General features: G+C 60.6%; 13 protein-coding genes. 8 read left to right on the top strand and 5 right to left on the bottom strand.

What is annotated here, in order from left to right; all coding sequences use genetic code 11:
* Positions 1–863 precede the first annotated feature (863 nt).
* Positions 864–2,627, top strand: coding sequence for a PAS domain S-box protein (locus SO156_RS29380; protein WP_498537200.1), 1,764 nt, complete (start codon positions 864–866; stop codon positions 2,625–2,627).
* A 144-nt stretch (positions 2,628–2,771) separates the two neighbouring features.
* Here the strand turns inward: SO156_RS29380 and SO156_RS29375 are convergent, their stop codons facing one another.
* The gene (locus SO156_RS29375; protein ID WP_458150139.1) at positions 2,772–3,131 is read right to left on the bottom strand and encodes a hypothetical protein; all 360 of its coding nucleotides are present in this window, start codon (positions 3,129–3,131) and stop codon (positions 2,772–2,774) included.
* Positions 3,132–3,912: 781 nt separating this feature from the next.
* On the opposite strand from SO156_RS29375, the gene SO156_RS29370 reads away from it, so the two are divergent.
* Positions 3,913–4,122, top strand: a complete 210-nt coding sequence (locus SO156_RS29370) for a hypothetical protein (protein WP_498537199.1) — start codon at positions 3,913–3,915, stop codon at positions 4,120–4,122.
* A 488-nt stretch (positions 4,123–4,610) separates the two neighbouring features.
* On the opposite strand, the gene SO156_RS29365 is transcribed toward SO156_RS29370, so the two are convergent.
* Positions 4,611–5,801: an AraC family transcriptional regulator gene (locus SO156_RS29365; RefSeq protein ID WP_498537198.1), complete on the bottom strand. Its 1,191-nt coding sequence runs from the start codon at positions 5,799–5,801 to the stop codon at positions 4,611–4,613.
* Positions 5,802–6,066: 265 nt separating this feature from the next.
* On the opposite strand from SO156_RS29365, the gene SO156_RS29360 reads away from it, so the two are divergent.
* From SO156_RS29360 to SO156_RS29335, 6 genes are read left to right on the top strand one after another with little or no spacing between them, the layout of a single operon-like run.
* Positions 6,067–7,719 carry a fatty acid--CoA ligase gene (locus SO156_RS29360; protein WP_498537197.1) on the top strand — a complete coding sequence of 551 codons (1,653 nt, stop codon included), beginning with the start codon at positions 6,067–6,069 and terminating at the stop codon, positions 7,717–7,719.
* A gap of 33 nt (positions 7,720–7,752) precedes the next feature.
* The gene (locus tag SO156_RS29355) at positions 7,753–8,232 is read left to right on the top strand and encodes a MaoC family dehydratase (RefSeq protein WP_458150135.1); all 480 of its coding nucleotides are present in this window, start codon (positions 7,753–7,755) and stop codon (positions 8,230–8,232) included.
* On the top strand, positions 8,229–9,929 hold the full coding sequence (locus tag SO156_RS29350; RefSeq protein ID WP_498537196.1) for an alpha/beta fold hydrolase: 1,701 nt from the start codon (positions 8,229–8,231) through the stop codon (positions 9,927–9,929). The genes SO156_RS29355 and SO156_RS29350 overlap by 4 nt, the downstream gene beginning before the upstream one ends.
* A complete protein-coding gene (phaZ, locus tag SO156_RS29345) occupies positions 9,856–10,866 on the top strand; it encodes a poly(3-hydroxyalkanoate) depolymerase (RefSeq protein ID WP_498537195.1) in 1,011 nt (336 codons plus the stop codon). The genes SO156_RS29350 and phaZ overlap by 74 nt, the downstream gene beginning before the upstream one ends.
* Before the next feature lie 29 nt (positions 10,867–10,895).
* Positions 10,896–11,324 (top strand): phasin family protein, encoded by a 429-nt coding sequence (locus SO156_RS29340; RefSeq protein ID WP_498537194.1) that lies wholly within the window; start codon positions 10,896–10,898, stop codon positions 11,322–11,324.
* A 30-nt stretch (positions 11,325–11,354) separates the two neighbouring features.
* The gene (locus SO156_RS29335; RefSeq protein ID WP_498537193.1) at positions 11,355–12,572 is read left to right on the top strand and encodes an acyl-CoA dehydrogenase family protein; all 1,218 of its coding nucleotides are present in this window, start codon (positions 11,355–11,357) and stop codon (positions 12,570–12,572) included.
* Between the two features lie 206 nt (positions 12,573–12,778).
* On the opposite strand, the gene SO156_RS29330 is transcribed toward SO156_RS29335, so the two are convergent.
* The 3 genes from SO156_RS29330 to SO156_RS29320 form a co-directional block, all read right to left on the bottom strand.
* Positions 12,779–12,940, bottom strand: a complete 162-nt coding sequence (locus SO156_RS29330) for a hypothetical protein (protein WP_458150130.1) — start codon at positions 12,938–12,940, stop codon at positions 12,779–12,781.
* A gap of 877 nt (positions 12,941–13,817) precedes the next feature.
* Positions 13,818–13,955, bottom strand: a complete 138-nt coding sequence (locus SO156_RS29325; RefSeq protein ID WP_498537192.1) for a hypothetical protein — start codon at positions 13,953–13,955, stop codon at positions 13,818–13,820.
* 171 nt (positions 13,956–14,126) lie between these two features.
* Entirely contained in the window at positions 14,127–16,091 is a 1,965-nt protein-coding gene (locus SO156_RS29320) for a D-apionate lactonase family protein (protein ID WP_498537191.1), read from the bottom strand.
* Between the last annotated feature and the right edge of the window lie 10 nt (positions 16,092–16,101).

Raw genomic sequence — 16,101 nt, 5'->3', positions numbered from 1 at the left:
GACCGGTTCCGGAAGATCGGCTCGTTCGGGGCGATGTCGACGCCAAGCTTGCGCACGCAGGCTGTCAGGATCGCCAGCGACCAGGGCGTGAGCGCTGCCGCAGCCGCCTTGCCTGTCTGTCTTGGCGCGGTCGACCTCGAACCAGCTGCTCCTTGGTCCAGATGATGCCGGCCTTGATGCGCTCCCTTCGCGCGCAAGTAGCCATCGCCGACGCTGCCCTTGGCGAAGGTCGGTCGGTCAAGCCTCCGCTTCGGCCTGATGCCGAAGCGGACCAAATACAGCCGTGTGAGGGCGTTGCATTTAACGCGAGCCATGATGACCGAGAGTACCAAGGCCCATGAGCGCGATGAGGCCGCCCGCTGAGGTGGCCTCTTCCGTTATTGGCGGCGATGGCGCGATCAGCGCTCCGCGGGCGGCGTCGTTCAAGGCGAGGCAGTGCAATGCTAGGGACGGCACATAGGGTGGATGGTAGCTCTCTTTTTTAAGGCGGTAATTTTCAGCTGCCTGACGCTAATGGGGTTGAGTTTGTCGCTGCTTGGCTGGAACTAGCTCAAACTCATGGCGTCAGAGTTTGGATAGCCTCGGCAGGCGGCCTTACAACCGTCCCTCGCAGCATGGGAGCACCCTCGTCTGAACATTAGGCCGTCATGAAATTCAATTTGAAATTTGGAAGGTTCATGGATGGCGCCGTCTGGCGTCAGGCGTCTTCTGAGAGGCTGGCGAGGCCGGGGGGAGGTCGCCGCCATGATTGGGAAAAAAATCACAGGCAGGCGTGCCTGAGTGGGCCCATCCGCGTGGCCGCTCATCTGGACAAATTTCGACAACCGCGCGAATAATAGCGAAAGCGAGTACGGGGGTATCCCATGGATATCGGCCGTTGGCTGCGTGGACTAGGCCTTGAGCAATACGCGGCAGCTTTCCGCGAGAATCGGATAGACCGAACGATCCTGTCCGCTCTGACGGTGGAGGACTTGAAGGATCTCGGCGTGGTGTCGGTGGGCGACCGCCGCAGACTGCTCGATGCAATCGCGTTGCTGGCGATCGAACCGGCGAAAGATGCACACTCGGGCGCCGCGCTGGCAGCCGCGGAACTGGAATGCAGACAGCGGTTCCTGGAGGCGGTTCTTGATTCGATCGGCGACCCGATTTTCGTAAAGGATCGCGATCATCGCTACCTTTACGTGAATGAAGCGAAGTGTCGTCTTGCGGGCTGCAAGCGAGAGGACATCATCGGCAAGACCGATTACGACCTCTCTCGCCCAGACAAAGGGGAGGTCAAAGTCTTTGTCGAAAGAGATGACATCGTACTGAAGACTGGCCGTGAGGACACCAATGAAGAAGCCGTTACGGGTGCCGATGGCGTGCTCCGGACGGTGGTCACCAAGAAGTCGCTGTACGTCGATGACGCTGGCCAGCGCTGCGTCGTAGGAATCATTCGCGATATTACGGAGCTCCGACGCGCCGAGGAGGCACTACAGCGGAGCCAAGCTGCGTACCTTGCCGAGGCGCAAAGGTTGAGTGCCACCGGCAGTTTTGGCTGGAATCCAAAAAGCGGTGAAATCTTTTGGTCTGATGAGACCTACCGGATTTTCGAATACGAGCCGAGATCGAAACCCTCGATCGAAATGATCATGAAACGTGTGCACCCGGAGGACGTTGCGCTCGTTGAGCAGGTGATCGAGCGGGCGAGAACAGATAGACAGGGTTTTGAACTTGAGCATCGTCTGGAGATGCCCGATGGCTCGGTCAAGCACCTTCATGTCGTAGCCCGAGATTTTCCAGGCGATTCGGGAGAAATGCAATTCGTTGGTGCGGTAAAGGAGGTCACGGCCGCAAAGAATGCTCAAGACCGGCTCAACGCGGCACAGACCCAGCTCGGCCGTGCCATGCGCTTGTCGGTCGTCGGCGAGCTCACAGCCTCGATCAGCCACGAGGTGACCCAGCCGCTCGCGGCGATTGGCGGCAACAGCGATGCCGCCATGACCTGGTTAGCGCGTGACCCCACTAATTTGGACGAAGCGCGAACTGCGCTTCGCAGAATAAAGGACGATGCCGCGCGCGCCATTGAGATCGTTGGGCGCATCCGAGCGCTCGTCCGGAAATCGCATGTGAATTTGGTGCCGCTCGAGATAAACGTCGCTGTCAATGACGCTGTGTCTCTCATGCGCCCTTTGATCGTTCATCGACGAATAACGCTTGATCTCGACTTGGCGCCCGGGTTGCCCGCCGTTCTCGGAGACTGCGTGCAGCTCCAGCAAGTTGTCATCAATCTAATAGGCAACGCTGTACAGGCTATGGCCGACATCCGTGATCGACCGCGCATGCTCTGCATTCAGTCAAAACCGGAGAATGGTGGCCAGGTACTCGTCTCGGTTCAAGATTCCGGCGTCGGCATCAACCCGGAGGCCGCAAGTCGGCTATTCGACGCTCTCTACACAACGAAACCCAACGGCATGGGCCTGGGATTATCGATTTGCCATACGATTATCACCGCCCATGGCGGCCGGATATGGGCGTCAAACAACTCCCGGCCGGGCGCAACGTTTTCGTTCAGCCTCCCTTTGATGACTGGCGGCGCGTCATCACCCAGCGACAGCAAGCCACGCGAAGTTCCGATCACACACTGACGGATCTCGTTCGTCTGAGATCTCCCTGCTACTGGACGTCAACTTGAGACGACCAATCGATGATGTCAGGATGAGCTGAAGCGAAATCGGCCCGAATCCGTTCGACAGGTCGGGCCGAAGATACCCGCGCTTCCACGGTGCAGGCTAGTTTCGCTGCGCGGTCCAATAGCCGGAGCAGCGCGCGCTTCCCGAATAGCCACTCCAGGACCCTCGGCCGGAAGCACCCGACAGCCTTCCGGAGCCCGAGGCATATTTGTCCTGAACCGTCACCGAAGCGCGAACCGCTCCCGATCGCGCGACGTAGCCTCTGAACCTGACGAGATTCGGATGCGTGACAATTCCGTCGTTGATGTTGACGGAGAAGTTGTAGGTCGCATCGCAAGCGCCTCTTTGCGTCACAAAGACAAGGTCCCAGGATCCATCGTACGCGGAGCGGGCCTCTGCCGCGGACGCAAAAGACACAAGACAGCCCGCGGCTGCCGCATAAGTTAGAAGCTTGCTCATCCAGTTCTCCAAAGTTGTCGTCACCCAGACACCAAGCCCATTACCGGAAGCGCGAGACAGAATGCTTGTCCAGAGTTGCTTCAAAGTTGAATGCGTCGACGGGCGTTCGCTGGCTCGTTTCATATGTGATGCGTGAACCGAACTACCCCAGTCCGTAGTGATTTCACGGTTGGTCACATCGGCGGCATCATTCCATTGTTTCACCGTGCTTGATTTGGCGCGCAGGTGCTGCCGTCGCAAGTAAAGCCGGGCAAATCGCGCCAAATTGCTGCAAACGAGAAGGCGGGTTCAGCGCATTTCGGATCAAGCAAGATCAACAGAGCAATTCGGCGGTCTTCTGGTGCGGCGGGTGAAGTTCACCTCTACGACTGGGGGAGAGCGCTCCCAGACCTTCGTATGGTTCCGTGATCACTTCAGATGGCTGATCTCTACCTAGGTTCGATTGAGCCGTTCATCCCGATTGTCTTAGGGTTCATGCGTTGGAAGAACGCGGGCTCGCTGCGAGTAACAGTTAGAGAGGGAAGATCGGCAAATAGCTACGATAAAGCCAAGAGGAGACGACAATGCCCAACCGCACCGAAAGTCTTGGACACGGCAAAGCCACGCGATGCGCAGTCTGTGACGGCAAGTTTGGTCTCGTCCGGTACTACTCGTGGCGGACCCCTCTTTGTTCCAGGGCGTGCGTCGATCGCTTCAGAACTCGCCGCGAAAGTGATCGCAATTGGCTGACCTGGTTCCAAATCGCCTTGAACGAACTGCCGCAGAATCGCGCGAGGGCAATATGAATTTCCAGATCTCACAGCGGGGTAAGCAGTACTTGCAGACAGCACGGACGCTGCTTCGCGCTGCCCAAACCATGACCGACGAAGTGGTTGTGGCTCAGCTCAAGGCCCTTGCCGACGACTACGAGCGGCGAGCCGAGAGGGCGTCGGTCGCTGACGCGGCCAAAGCTTTGGCCCGTTCTGCGACGGTCTCCGAACCTGAGTTGTAGGGCCGATCGTGGCCAGCGCAGTCACGAGCTTATTATTCCTCTGTTACCAAGTGCGGAGCTGCAAAAGCGGCCTGCCGTGCGTGATGCCGCCGATGTGACTAGTCGTGAAGGAGTTACAGGTTGCGGCGACGCAGTCCGGATCTCACTTCGCTAGTTGTGACAGGTCGATTGGAGAAATGCCATGCGTTTTGTTCTGGCCTTGAGCCTTTTGATTGCTCTGTGTGCCCCTGTCACCGCCGCTACGGCGCGTCATGCACACCGGCAGCATGCCGTGGTTCGTTCCACCCACGGCTTGATCATGGGTCCCGTTTCGGGGTGGGCCTATTCACCCCCGCCGCGGGCGATCTCTCAACCGGACCCTTACAATGACCAACCAGAACTAGGTCACAATCCCTTTGCGGGCTGGGGTGGTTAGGATCCGTCAAGTGCGGATTTTAGCTCATACGCCAGACAGCGAGCTGAAAGCGCCGTTTTGCGCGACGGGTAGACTATTCGGTTCTGAACTCGCTGGGCGACCTCTTCGTCCAGCGGCGAAATGCACGGCGAAAATTTGCGGCGTCGCTGAAGCCCAGCGCCAGCGCAATGTCCTCGTTGGCGAGCTTGGTCGTGCGCAGATATTTCAGCGCCATGTGTGTCCGGAGCTCATCCAGGAGGCCGCGAAAAGAGATGCCTTGCTGCCGAAGCTGACGCCGCAGCGAGCGGTCGCTGACGTCGAGCACTTTCGTCACATCGGCAAGGGTTGGAGGGTTGGCGATATCCCGCAGCAGAAGTGCGCGGATCTCCCCGGCGATCCCAACTCGTAATTTCAGTTCGTCCAGCAGATTATCGCAAAGTGCAACGACCATCGGATAGGTCGTCTTGTTTCCGAGACGTGCAGCCTGGTCCAGCCAGTCCGAACGAAAAACGATGCAGTTGAGCCCGCGCTCGAAATGTACCTGACATCCGATCAGATCCGCGGGCAGCCCGAAACCATCGGCTTCAGAATAGGTCAGGCTGACGTGATCGGGCGCGAATGCGGCGCCCATGACGTCGCGCATCAACGAGATGTGGATACCGATCTGCATCTCGGTGATGAAGCGGTAGACCCGTGGATCGATTGCTGCGCGCGCATTGGGTTCAATGGTCCAGCTTCCGAACCCTTTCTCTTCCCTGAACTCGATCGCTGCAAGCGGCGCGGCAAGCGAGTGATAACGCCACGCAAAGGCCATGGCGTCGCGAAAGTCGGGACAGCAAAGAATAGCAAATCCGTACATGCCGTAGGTGGAGATATGGATGGACGAGCCGATGCGATAGGGCAGGTGCGGGTCGCTCGAGAGTCGAATGGCGTTCTCGCAAACCGTCATCAATTGCGCGAGCGAAATCCTCGTCTTCGGAGAGTGCACGTCGTGTTCCCTGAGAGAGACGTTTCTCAATATTTCGTTGGCCGGGTGGCCCTGTCTGACAAGCTCGTCAAACAGGACCGCGAGTTTGGTCGACTCGTAGACTCGTTCACCTAATCCGACGACCAGCGCTTCCTTCGCATCGATCGTCTTGCCCGGCTGCCTGGAGTTGCTCAACTGAACCTGCCTATGAACATTGTCGGAATGCGCGAGCCGACCTAGATCGACCACAAGCATATTCTGCATTGCTGTCGAAGCCGAACAGCAGTTTTTCGCTCGTCGAAAAGGCTCGCCGGTCACCTATTGTGCAGCGCCGAGATAAGGCTTCCCGCGGACTCAAATCACAGCAATTTTGTGCAAGACTGCGTGACGTTTGAGGCGCACACTGTCCGGCCGGGACCGGGCGTTGTCCGTTGCGGACCTTCACAAGGACGACGCTGCGCGCGAGGCTTGCGCGGTTGTCGCGCGACGGAACCGTCGTGAGACAGGTCGGCAGACCAGGTGATCCGCTTGCTCAGAACTGTGGACGCTGGCTGCTGGGAGTGAGACGTCGAGGGAGGCCGCCATGGTCGGAAGGCTGATTCAGACCGCCAAATCTGCCTATCAATTTCCTCTTATCTTGAAGCAGTTGTGGCACACGCCGCGCGTTCAGGCGCCGGATCAGGAGATCGTTTATCGCGATCTCAGGCGCTTCACCTATCGCCAGACCAGGGAACGGATTGGCCGTCTGGCATCGGCTTTGAGCAAAGCAGGGGTAGAGCCCGGTGACACTGTCGGCGTCCTTGACTGGGAAAGCCACCGCTTCCTCGAGGCGTTCTTCGCGATTCCCATGATGGGGTGCGTGCTGCAGACGGTGAATGTCCGGCTGTCGCCTGAACAGGTCGCCTACACGATCGATCACGCAGGTTCTTCGACGCTTCTCGTGAATGAAGAGTTCGTCGGCTTGCTGGAAGGGCTGAAGTCCCAATTGCCGAAGGTCAAACGGCTGATCGTGATGTCGGACGCGCCGGCACCGCAGACAGGCAGCCTGTCCTTCATCGGCGAATACGAGAGCCTGCTTGCTGCGGCCTCGCCCGACTACGAGTTTCCTGACTTCGATGAGAACACGCAGGCGACCACCTTCTATACGACCGGCACGACCGGTCTGCCCAAGGGAGTCTATTACAGTCACCGCCAGCTTGTGCTCCACTCGCTGGCGGGACTCGCCCTGTTCGGGATAGCGGGCTCGCAGGGCCGCTTCTCGCGTGACGACGTCTACATGCCGATCACGCCGATGTTCCACGTTCACGCCTGGGGCTTCCCATGGTCGGCGACGCTCGCCGGAGCGAAGCAGGTTTATCCCGGACGCTACGAGCCGGCGATGCTGGTCAAGCTGATCAAAGGCGAGGGCGTGACCTTCACCCATGGGGTGCCGACCATCCTCCGGATGCTGCTGGACGCCGCCGACAAGGCGAAAGTCGATCTGAATGGCCTCAAGATGGTGATCGGAGGCTCCGCCTTGCCCAAGGCTCTCGCCAAGCAGGCCCTGGCCGCAGGCATTGACATCTTTGCCGGCTACGGGATGTCGGAGACCGGCCCGCTTGCCGCGGTTTCCCACGTCAGATCGAAGGACCTCACGGGCGATTCAGACGGCGAGGTCGAGTTTCGCACGCGAGCCGGCATGGCCGGGCCGCTGGTGGACTTGCACATTGTCGACGACGACATGAACGACGTGCCGCATGACGGCAAGTCCGCCGGTGAGATCGTCTTGCGCGCACCCTGGCTCACGCAAGGCTACTTCAACAATCCCGAAGGATCAGAACAGCTCTGGGCCGGAGGCTATCTGCACACCAGCGATATCGCGGTGGTGAGCCCGGACGGCTACGTGCATATCACCGACCGCATCAAGGACGTCATCAAGACCGGCGGCGAATGGGTGTCGTCATTGCAGATCGAGGACCTGATCTCGCAATGCCCCGGCGTTGCCGATGCTGCTGTCATCGGCGTCAAGGACGAGAAGTGGGGCGAGCGGCCGCTGGCGCTCGTGGTCAAGCAGGAGTCCGAGACGAACGGCGTCAGCGACACCGCCATCAAGGACCATCTCAAGGTGTTCGCGGACAAGGGTGTCATTTCGAAATATGGCATCCCGGAGAAGATCATTTTCATCGAGAATATTCCGAAGACGAGTGTTGGGAAGATCAACAAGCAGGAGCTGCGGAAGCGGTACGGCAACGTGTAGCCGTCCGCCACAGCCACGAACGGGGAGGAAAACGTGAGCAATCTCACTCTTGCTGGCCTCAGCGAACGAGTTGGCCAGGAGCTTGGCCTTTCCGATTGGGTAGCGATCGACCAGGCGCGCATCGACACCTTTGCGTCCTGTACGGGCGATCGGCAGTGGATTCACGTCGATGTCGAGAGAGCGAAGCGGGAGAGTCCTTTTCGCGGTCCGATCGCCCATGGCTATTTAACGCTCGCGATGGTCGCTCCGCTCGCCATGGAGATCGGCGTCATCCCGCGCGACGCTGCGGCCGGGCTGAACTACGGGATCGACAAGGTCCGCTTTCTCGCGCCGGTACCGGCCGGCGCGCGCGTGAGATTGCGCGTCGTGCTCGCCGGCGTAGAGCCGAAAGACGGCGGACAGGTGATCATGAAGACCCAGAACACGCTGGAAGTGGAGGGATCGGAGAAACCCGCCTTGATCGCCGAGACGCTCGCGCTCCTGATCCCCGCAGCGGGAGCACAACGACAATGAACGCCGAGAACCGCCAACAAATTCCGCTCAACGAGGGGATATCGGAAGACGCGTCCCGGAATACACTGGCGCTCAATCCCCTCGTCGGCATCCGGGGCCAGGATCTCGTCGACAGCGCAGGCGTCGTGTTCAAGGCGATCGTCAACGAGCCGAAGGTCGCGACCGAGCAATGGTTGTCCTTCCTCGGCGAGCTGGGCTCTATCCTTGCCGGCAAGTCGGAGCGCGCACCGCAGGCCGGCGACCGGCGATTTTCCGATGCCACCTGGAAGGAGAGCGCGCTGCACAGCGGAATGCTCAAGGCCTATCTCGCCTGGGGCGACGCGGTCAGCGGTTTCGTCGACAAGACGAGCCTGAGCGATATCGACAAGGCCCGCGCGCATCTGGTCACGGAAATCCTGATCGACGCGGTCGCTCCCACCAATGCGATTCTGACCAACCCGGCGGCGATCCGCAAATTCGTGGACACTGGTGGTCGCAGCGTCTGGCATGGATTGAAGAACTATGTCGACGACCTCGCCCGGAACGGCGGCATGCCGTCGATGGTCGATCGCGACGCGTTCAAGGTCGGCGAGAACCTCGCGACCACGCCGGGCGCAGTGATCTTTCGCAATGAACTGCTGGAGCTCATCCAGTATACGCCGACGACGCCGAGGGTCTGGAAGCGGCCGCTGCTCATCACGCCGCCACAGATCAACAAGTACTATGCGCTCGATCTCTCGCCCGACAAGAGCATGGTCCGCTTTCTGCTCGAGAGTGGCATACAGGTCTTCTGCGTGAGCTGGCGCAACCCGACCGCGGCCAACCGTGAATGGGGCCTCGACAGGTACGTCGCGGCGCTGGACGAAGCCGTCGACGCTGCGCGCGAGATCACCGGCAGCGACGACATCTCCATGATGGGCTCCTGCTCCGGTGGAATCACCTCGACGGCATATTTCGCAACGCTGGGCGGCCCCGCTGAGAAGGTCAGGAACATGGTCTTGGCGGTCTGCCTGCTTGACCCGAACACGGCCGATGAGAGCGCGTTCGGCTGCCTGATGACCCCGGAAACCATGCACGCTGCCAAGGAGGCCTCGCGACTCCGCGGCATGGTCGACGGTCACGAGCTGGCGCGGATGTTCGCGTGGATGCGGCCGAACGATCTGATCTGGAACTATTGGGTCAACAATTACCTGCTCGGCAATCAGCCTCCGGCTTTCGATATCCTGTACTGGAATGCCGATACGACCCGGCTTCCGGCCCGCCTCCACGGCGATTACCTCGATCTCTATTTCACGAATCCGTTCGTCAACGCGGGAAAGCTCGCGCTGAACGACGCGGCAATCGACATGAGCAAGGTCAAGGCTGACTGCTACGTCGTTGCAGGTGTCACGGACCACATTACGCCCTGGAAAGGCGTGCACAGGACGGCGCAGATCATGGGCGCTGGCACGACCTTCGTGCTTTCGAACAGCGGTCACCTGCAGAGCCTTCTCAATCCGCCGGCGAATCCAAAGGCCTCCTTCGTGATCGGCCCCGTCAATCCAGCCGGACCGGACGCGTTCCTGGCTGCTTCCGAGAAGCGGAAGGGAAGCTGGTGGCTCGACTGGCGGGATTGGCTTCACGCGCGGTCGGGCGAGGAAGTCGATGCGCCAGCATCGCCCGGCAACCAGCATCATCCAGTCCTCGCTCCAGCTCCGGGGACTTACGTCTTTGAATGACGCCACGACGAACACGCAGCCGGCGACGCAGACCGCTACGGGCAAGCCGGGCGAGATCAGTGTGCGGCAAATTGTGATCTACGAGCAGTCGCTCCGGGTCGCCATCAGGCACGGCGGCGAGCGGAAACCGCCGCTGTTGCTGTTCAACGGGATCGGTGCCAACTGGGAGCTGGCGAAGCCGTTTCTCGAGGCACTCACGAGCACGACGGCGATCATATTCGACGTGCCCGGCGTCGGCGCCTCGCCGAGGCCACTTCTTCCGTATCGCCCCTCGACGCTGGCCCGGCTGGCCGCTGGTCTTGTTGCGGAGCTGGGTTACGCCGAGGTCGACGCCGCCGGCGTGTCGTGGGGTGGCGGGATCGCGCAGCAATTCGCGCATCAATATCCGAAGCTGTGCCGGCGGCTGGTGCTGGCTGCGACGGCGCCCGGTTTCACCATGGTGCCGGCAAGTCCAGCGGTGTTGTGGAAGATGGCAACGCCGCGGCGCTACACCGACAAGGACTACATGAACAGGATCGCGGCGGACATCTATGGCGGCGCATTTCGCTACGACCCGTCACTCATCGGCCGGCATGCAGACGCAATGCATGGCGCGCGAAATCTCGGCTATCTGTACCAGCTCCTCGCCTTGGCCGGCTGGACCAGCCTGCCATGGCTATGGTCGCTGCGACAGCAGACGCTCGTGCTGATGGGCAGCGACGATCCGCTGGTCCCCTCGATTAATGGTCATATCCTTGCAGGCCTGATCCCGAATGCCGAGCTGCGCATGATCGATGACGGACACCTGTTCATGGTGACCCGGCCGGCGGAAACTGCCGCGTTGATCGAGGAATTCCTTGCCGACGAGCGCCCGCAGGCTAAGTCATCCTCCCTGATGTTGCGAACGGCCAGTCGCGTCAGAGATATCATTCCAACGTCCGAAGGCGAACGCCACTAGTTCTGAGCACAGCAACAAGGAAGGTTATCATGACGGACACGACCTCATACATCGACATGTTGAGGAAGTTCGGCGGCGATCTCGGCTTGCCGAAGCTGAAGGTGGATGAATTGCTGCAGGCCCAGAAGAAAAACATCGATGCCCTCGGTGAAAGCGCGAAGGTTGCCGCGCAGGGCGCACAATCGGTGGCACGGAAGCAGCGCGAGATTCTGGAAGCTGGTCTGAAAGAGGCCGCAACAGTTGCGCGCGAGTACAAGCCCTTCGGCAGGGTCCACGAGAACATCGCGTTGCAGGCCGAATTCGCGCGAAAGGTATTCCAGATCACTGTGCAAGGCGCACAGGAGAGCGCATCGACCGCAAGGCAATCGATCGCGGAGGCGGTGAAGATCATCCAGCATCGCGTGAAGGAGAGTCTCGAGGAGATCCGCGCCAGCGTTCGTCCGAACAAATCGGCCTGACGCCGCGATCCACGCACGAGGGAGAGAACGATGGCGAACCCGCAGGCGACCCAGACGGGACGGTCGGACTACGTACCGCCGCCGGTCAATGGCGATTTCTATGGAATTGCAAACGTGCTGAACGATCGCGAACGCGCGCTGCTGCGGCGCGTTCGCGACTTCACCGAAGGTGTCGTCGCGCCCGTGATCGAGGAGTACTGGGGCCGCGACGAATTCCCGTTCGCAATCATTCCGAAGATGGCCGAAATCGGCATCGGCGGCGTCGGCTACCAGGGTTACGGCGCGGTGGGCGGCAACTGGTTGTTGAACGGCTTCGTTGCGATGGAGCTGGCGCGGGTGGACGCGTCGCTCGCGACCTTCTGGGGCGTGCACACCGGATTGTCGGCGGGCTCGATCTATCTGTGCGGCGACGAGGCGCAGAAGCAGCGCTGGCTTCCACCCATGATGCGCTTCGAGAAGATCGGCTCGTTCGGGCTGACGGAGCCTTTGGTCGGCTCCGCCACATCGGGCGGCATGCTGACGACCTGCCGGCGCGAGGGCGACGTCTGGATACTCAATGGCCAGAAGAAGTGGATCGGCAACGCCACCTTTGCCGACATCAATGTAATCTGGGCGCGCGAGGAGGGTTCGAACCAGGTCAAGGGCTTTGTCGTCGGGAAGGACAACCCAGGCTTTTCCGTCGAGAAGATCAGGACCAAGATGGCGCTTCGTGTCGTGCAGAACGGGCTGATCACCCTGAAGGATTGCCACGTACCGGAGGCGGATCGTCTCCAGAATGCCAACTCGTTCAAGGACACCGCCAAGGTCTTGCGGATGACCCGCACCGGAGTGGCATGGTTCGCCGTAGGCTGCCAGATGGGCGCCTACGAGCACGCGCTGCGCTATGCGACCGAACGGAGGCAGTTCGGAAGGCCGATCGGTGGATTCCAGCTCGTGCAGGATCTCCTGGTGCGCATGCTCGGCAACGTCACGTCCACCCAGGCGATGATGCTGCGTCTCGCCCAGCTCCAGGACGAAGGCGTGATGCGCGACGAGCATGCATCCTTGGCGAAGGCATTCTGCACCGTCAAGTGCCGCGAGACCGTTGGCTATGCGCGCGAACTGCTCGGCGGTAACGGCATCCTGCTCGAAAATCACATCGGCCGTTTCGTGGCCGACGCCGAGGCGATCTATTCCTATGAAGGCACCAGGGAGATGAACACGTTGATCGTCGGCAAGTCGATCACCGGGTTGAGTGCCTTCGTCTGAGGCGACGCAACGGAGTTCCATCAGGGCGAGGGAAGATCAACGCGACGGGGAGGCGATGATGAACGGATGGCTTGCCCCCTGCGACCCTGGGGCAGCACGGCCCATCCGCGATGGGCGAACCATCTCCTGGCGTCCTTGAGGCGGCCGCGGGGGAGCAGAGCTATTTTATCCGATGTGGTTGGTGGTGCTGGAATCCATCGCAGCACCTAAGCCATGACGGCCTGCACGCGACCTGTCATCGCGCGCAGCTCCTGGGGTTGCCATTCCCGGATTCGGCCGTCGTCTTCGAATCTGACGCCGAGCAGCAGGTCAGCGATCCACTCTGCTTGATCGTTCCGCAACTGGAATCGATGGTAGTGCAGGTACAAGCACATCGCCTGCCAGTCGTTTGGCGACGGCCGTGGCGGCCCAAGTACGCCGGACGTTGAGGCGGCTCCGCTGGCGCCGGCCTCGGCGACCGCCTATCAGAGGGCGTTGAAGCTGCTCGCGGAATCCAGGCCTGTCACGCCGGAGATCGCGGGTTCGAGCCCCGTCTCTCGCGCCATTTTTGGCAAACAAACCAAACTTTTAGCGGTCCCCCTTTTCGCTGCTTCGCAGAAAAGCGCGTTGCGGGAACGCATGTCCAAGGGGGGGGGGAGCCATGAAGCGCCGGCGCCGACATCGCACCCGTAACTGCCAGCGGCTGGCAGCGCACGCCGCCGGCTGAGGCCCGGCGGAACCTGGTGGCCTTCTTATTTCCCTCGACAGTGTTGCATTTGAGCTCTAGCGACGCAGCCACATTGTCGCCATCATTCGTCCCAGCCGGTCGGATCGATCAGCGCACTGGCATGGCTAGGCTCGGCACATCTTCGGCGGGGGCGTGTGCCGAGCCGCCAGTCTGTTCGCGATTCATTGCACATCTGTTCTGTCAGCCTGTGGATAAGCTGTGGATAACCGCAGCACAAGAACAGAGCGGCGTCGGTCCCGCGTTTTCTATTCGTAATAGGCGTCAACCGCGTGCGCCAAGAAAATGCCGACGCTCACCGCAACGAGAATTCCCATTGCAATATCCAACATCGAACTAGCCCTGATGCCCCGGGCCCTAGGCAGGACATATGCACTTTCGATAGATCTTCAGAGCCCGGGTATCAGCACATTTTCGTGCGTGCCGGTTGATGTCGGTCGGGGCTGCCCGCCACTTTTGGGGCCTACAGGTTCACGCTGGCGGCCTCCTTGCTGACGGGCGTAGGACCGTGCCGATGTTGCTCAGTCTGATGCCGTTTTGGCCGATATGCCCGGGCTCGTCCTGGCACCCTGTCCCGTATCGACGTAGCGGAGCGCGACTGCGCCCCCGACGATGACTATGGCGATCACAACGAGAGCAATGATATTTTTTGTGCCCATGGCGCGTGCTCCTGGTGCTCCGGAGGAGTTGAGCGCCGGACGCCGGTTCCTACATTGATCGATCTCAACACAGGCGGTTCACTGGCGGGCCTATCTTACGAGGCTGTACTTCCTCGCTGGCCGTCGCGCGACACCCGCGACGGTCGGCACGCGCTCGAGCGCCATGGGAGATCAGTCGCTCTTGATTCGAGCAACCCCATATGACGGAAGTTCAAAGCTTCCCACCTTGCGGACGAAGGTGCCGCCACTCTCGAGCCAGGCGGGATCGCGAGCGGCCGCTTCAAAGCTTTCTGGAGCGAGAACATCCAATCTGGCAGGGCCATCGAAGCCCCTGACCTTCAGGCGCTGAGTCTCACTTGACAGGTTCGCAAGCCAAAGCACTCCGCCGGCCTTGTTGCGATGAGCAAGAGCGGCAAGCTTTAGAGGTGCAGACGAATCCGTATCGATGCGCCTTGCGCCGCTCGCACCGGCAAGACCTGCAATCACATGATAGATAGGGAGCAGTCTGGCGCCACCACCGTCGTACCACGGTTGGGCATGGGCCAATTTGCGATAGATCATCCCTTGCGCGCCAGTGGCAGAGCCGAGGGCCACGGCGTCGACACCGGCTCTCGCGGCCGCCGACAGGTAGCCGAGGCTCCATGCGGCGGCAAAGAGTCCGCGCTGGCGCGGATCAATATCGGAGAGACAAATCCGCCTGTTGTCGGGGTTTGGCGCAACCGCTGCGCCATAGGGGTTGTCACGACATGGAATACTGGTCGGGCCAATGTGATAGGGCGTCTTGCCGACCATGGCGCGTGCCGAATCGAAGATCCACGGAAGAGTCTCAAGAGTCTCCATGACCGAGATGTCGTCTGGGGCATGGACAATGGGGCAGCCGGTATGTGTGATGAAGTCAAACACGCCCTGGGGGACGGGTTTGCGGTTTAATTCGGTAAAATAGGAGAGCATTCCACCGCCAAGCGTGGCGCCGGGGAAGCAGGCTCGCCCCGCCGTCGCCATTTCCTCGTAGGTGGGCCCCCAGGGCCTCGGTGTGTTTGGCTGAAACGATTTGAGATCGTGCATCTGGGTGACAACAACGGACGCAGGTGTGAGCCCCGCGGCATTCACTGCGCGCGCGATCGCAGCCATTTCCTTATCGGCCGGCTCCCTGGCCGGCAGAATGATCTCGAGTATGACCGGCGCTCCCGTTTGCCTTGACAGATCGCGGTAACAGGCAGCAGCTTCTTCCTGTCCTCGCTCGCGTCCGTCGATCTGGCAAACGAGTGACTGAGGCTTCGCCGCAGCAATCAGGTCCACGGCCTCGAGCGCCGCCGCGGCTTCCCCCATCGGCACGCCGAGGCCGATTTGCGGAATACGGCCTTTCGTGCCCGCGAGAGTTATCGTCGTATCGGCAGCGGAGGTCCTCGGCCTCGATTTCGGCGGTTTGCCTGAGACGGTGAGGGTGATTGACTGGCTGAAGCTCTTGCCTTTCTCCATCATGTACGGCCAGGGATCGAGGAGGGAGCACACATAGGTCTTGTAGGAGGCATCCATCCAGTTTCGATGGTCCTCCATCTCAAACTTGTTTCCCTCCATCAGAACGGTGACGGCAACGCCGGACAGCGGCTCGTGCTTGAGTGACCGGATTTCGAAAATGGGCTGACCGGGGCTGATGAGCTTCGGGAATTTGCGCCGCTCTTTCTTTCCATTCGTGTGGACGACTTCAACCGCGCGCCCCACCGTTCCCGCGAGCGGATGCAGCACCACGAACCCTGTCCGATTGGTGAGGAAGTCGGAAAGGGGCGTTCCTTCGGCCGAGAACGTCAGTGTGCCATTGCTGTTTGCGTCGATCTTGGCGGAATACCGGATCGCCTGATCTTGGTCCTTGCAAATGGCTTGATAGGCGATGGCAAACCCATCCTTGTTCTGGCGGATTTTCAGGTCCTCGACTGCCGGAGCATAGGTGCCCCAGTCCTTGTCGCGCGCGATATAGGAAATTCCTCGCAGGATCTCTTCACCGTAATAGCGGATGTAGCGCAACGCACCGCTGTCGAAGACAGCCGAGATGGGACCTGCGGTCAATTCGCGACGTTTGCCTTCGGGAGCTTCGGTTCCGAAGAGCTTGATTGCGCGGCTCGGCTTCCTCTGGGCCATGGTGGCTCCC

This window comes from Bradyrhizobium sp. UFLA05-125 (genome assembly GCF_059803515.1).
This window is presented reverse-complemented; position numbering and strand designations above follow the sequence as displayed.

What these genes read in the sequence shown, in the direction of transcription:
- phaZ (WP_498537195.1), top strand. Translation starts at nt 9,856, where the DNA reads ATGCGCCAGCATCGCCCGGCAACCAGCATCATCCAGTCCTCGCTCCAG.
- SO156_RS29320 (WP_498537191.1), bottom strand. Translation starts at nt 16,091, where the DNA reads ATGGCCCAGAGGAAGCCGAGCCGCGCAATCAAGCTCTTCGGAACCGAA.
- SO156_RS29325 (WP_498537192.1), bottom strand. Translation starts at nt 13,955, where the DNA reads ATGGGCACAAAAAATATCATTGCTCTCGTTGTGATCGCCATAGTCATC.
- SO156_RS29370 (WP_498537199.1), top strand. Translation starts at nt 3,913, where the DNA reads ATGAATTTCCAGATCTCACAGCGGGGTAAGCAGTACTTGCAGACAGCA.
- SO156_RS29335 (WP_498537193.1), top strand. Translation starts at nt 11,355, where the DNA reads ATGGCGAACCCGCAGGCGACCCAGACGGGACGGTCGGACTACGTACCG.
- SO156_RS29340 (WP_498537194.1), top strand. Translation starts at nt 10,896, where the DNA reads ATGACGGACACGACCTCATACATCGACATGTTGAGGAAGTTCGGCGGC.
- SO156_RS29360 (WP_498537197.1), top strand. Translation starts at nt 6,067, where the DNA reads ATGGTCGGAAGGCTGATTCAGACCGCCAAATCTGCCTATCAATTTCCT.
- SO156_RS29350 (WP_498537196.1), top strand. Translation starts at nt 8,229, where the DNA reads ATGAACGCCGAGAACCGCCAACAAATTCCGCTCAACGAGGGGATATCG.
- SO156_RS29375 (WP_458150139.1), bottom strand. Translation starts at nt 3,131, where the DNA reads ATGAGCAAGCTTCTAACTTATGCGGCAGCCGCGGGCTGTCTTGTGTCT.
- SO156_RS29380 (WP_498537200.1), top strand. Translation starts at nt 864, where the DNA reads ATGGATATCGGCCGTTGGCTGCGTGGACTAGGCCTTGAGCAATACGCG.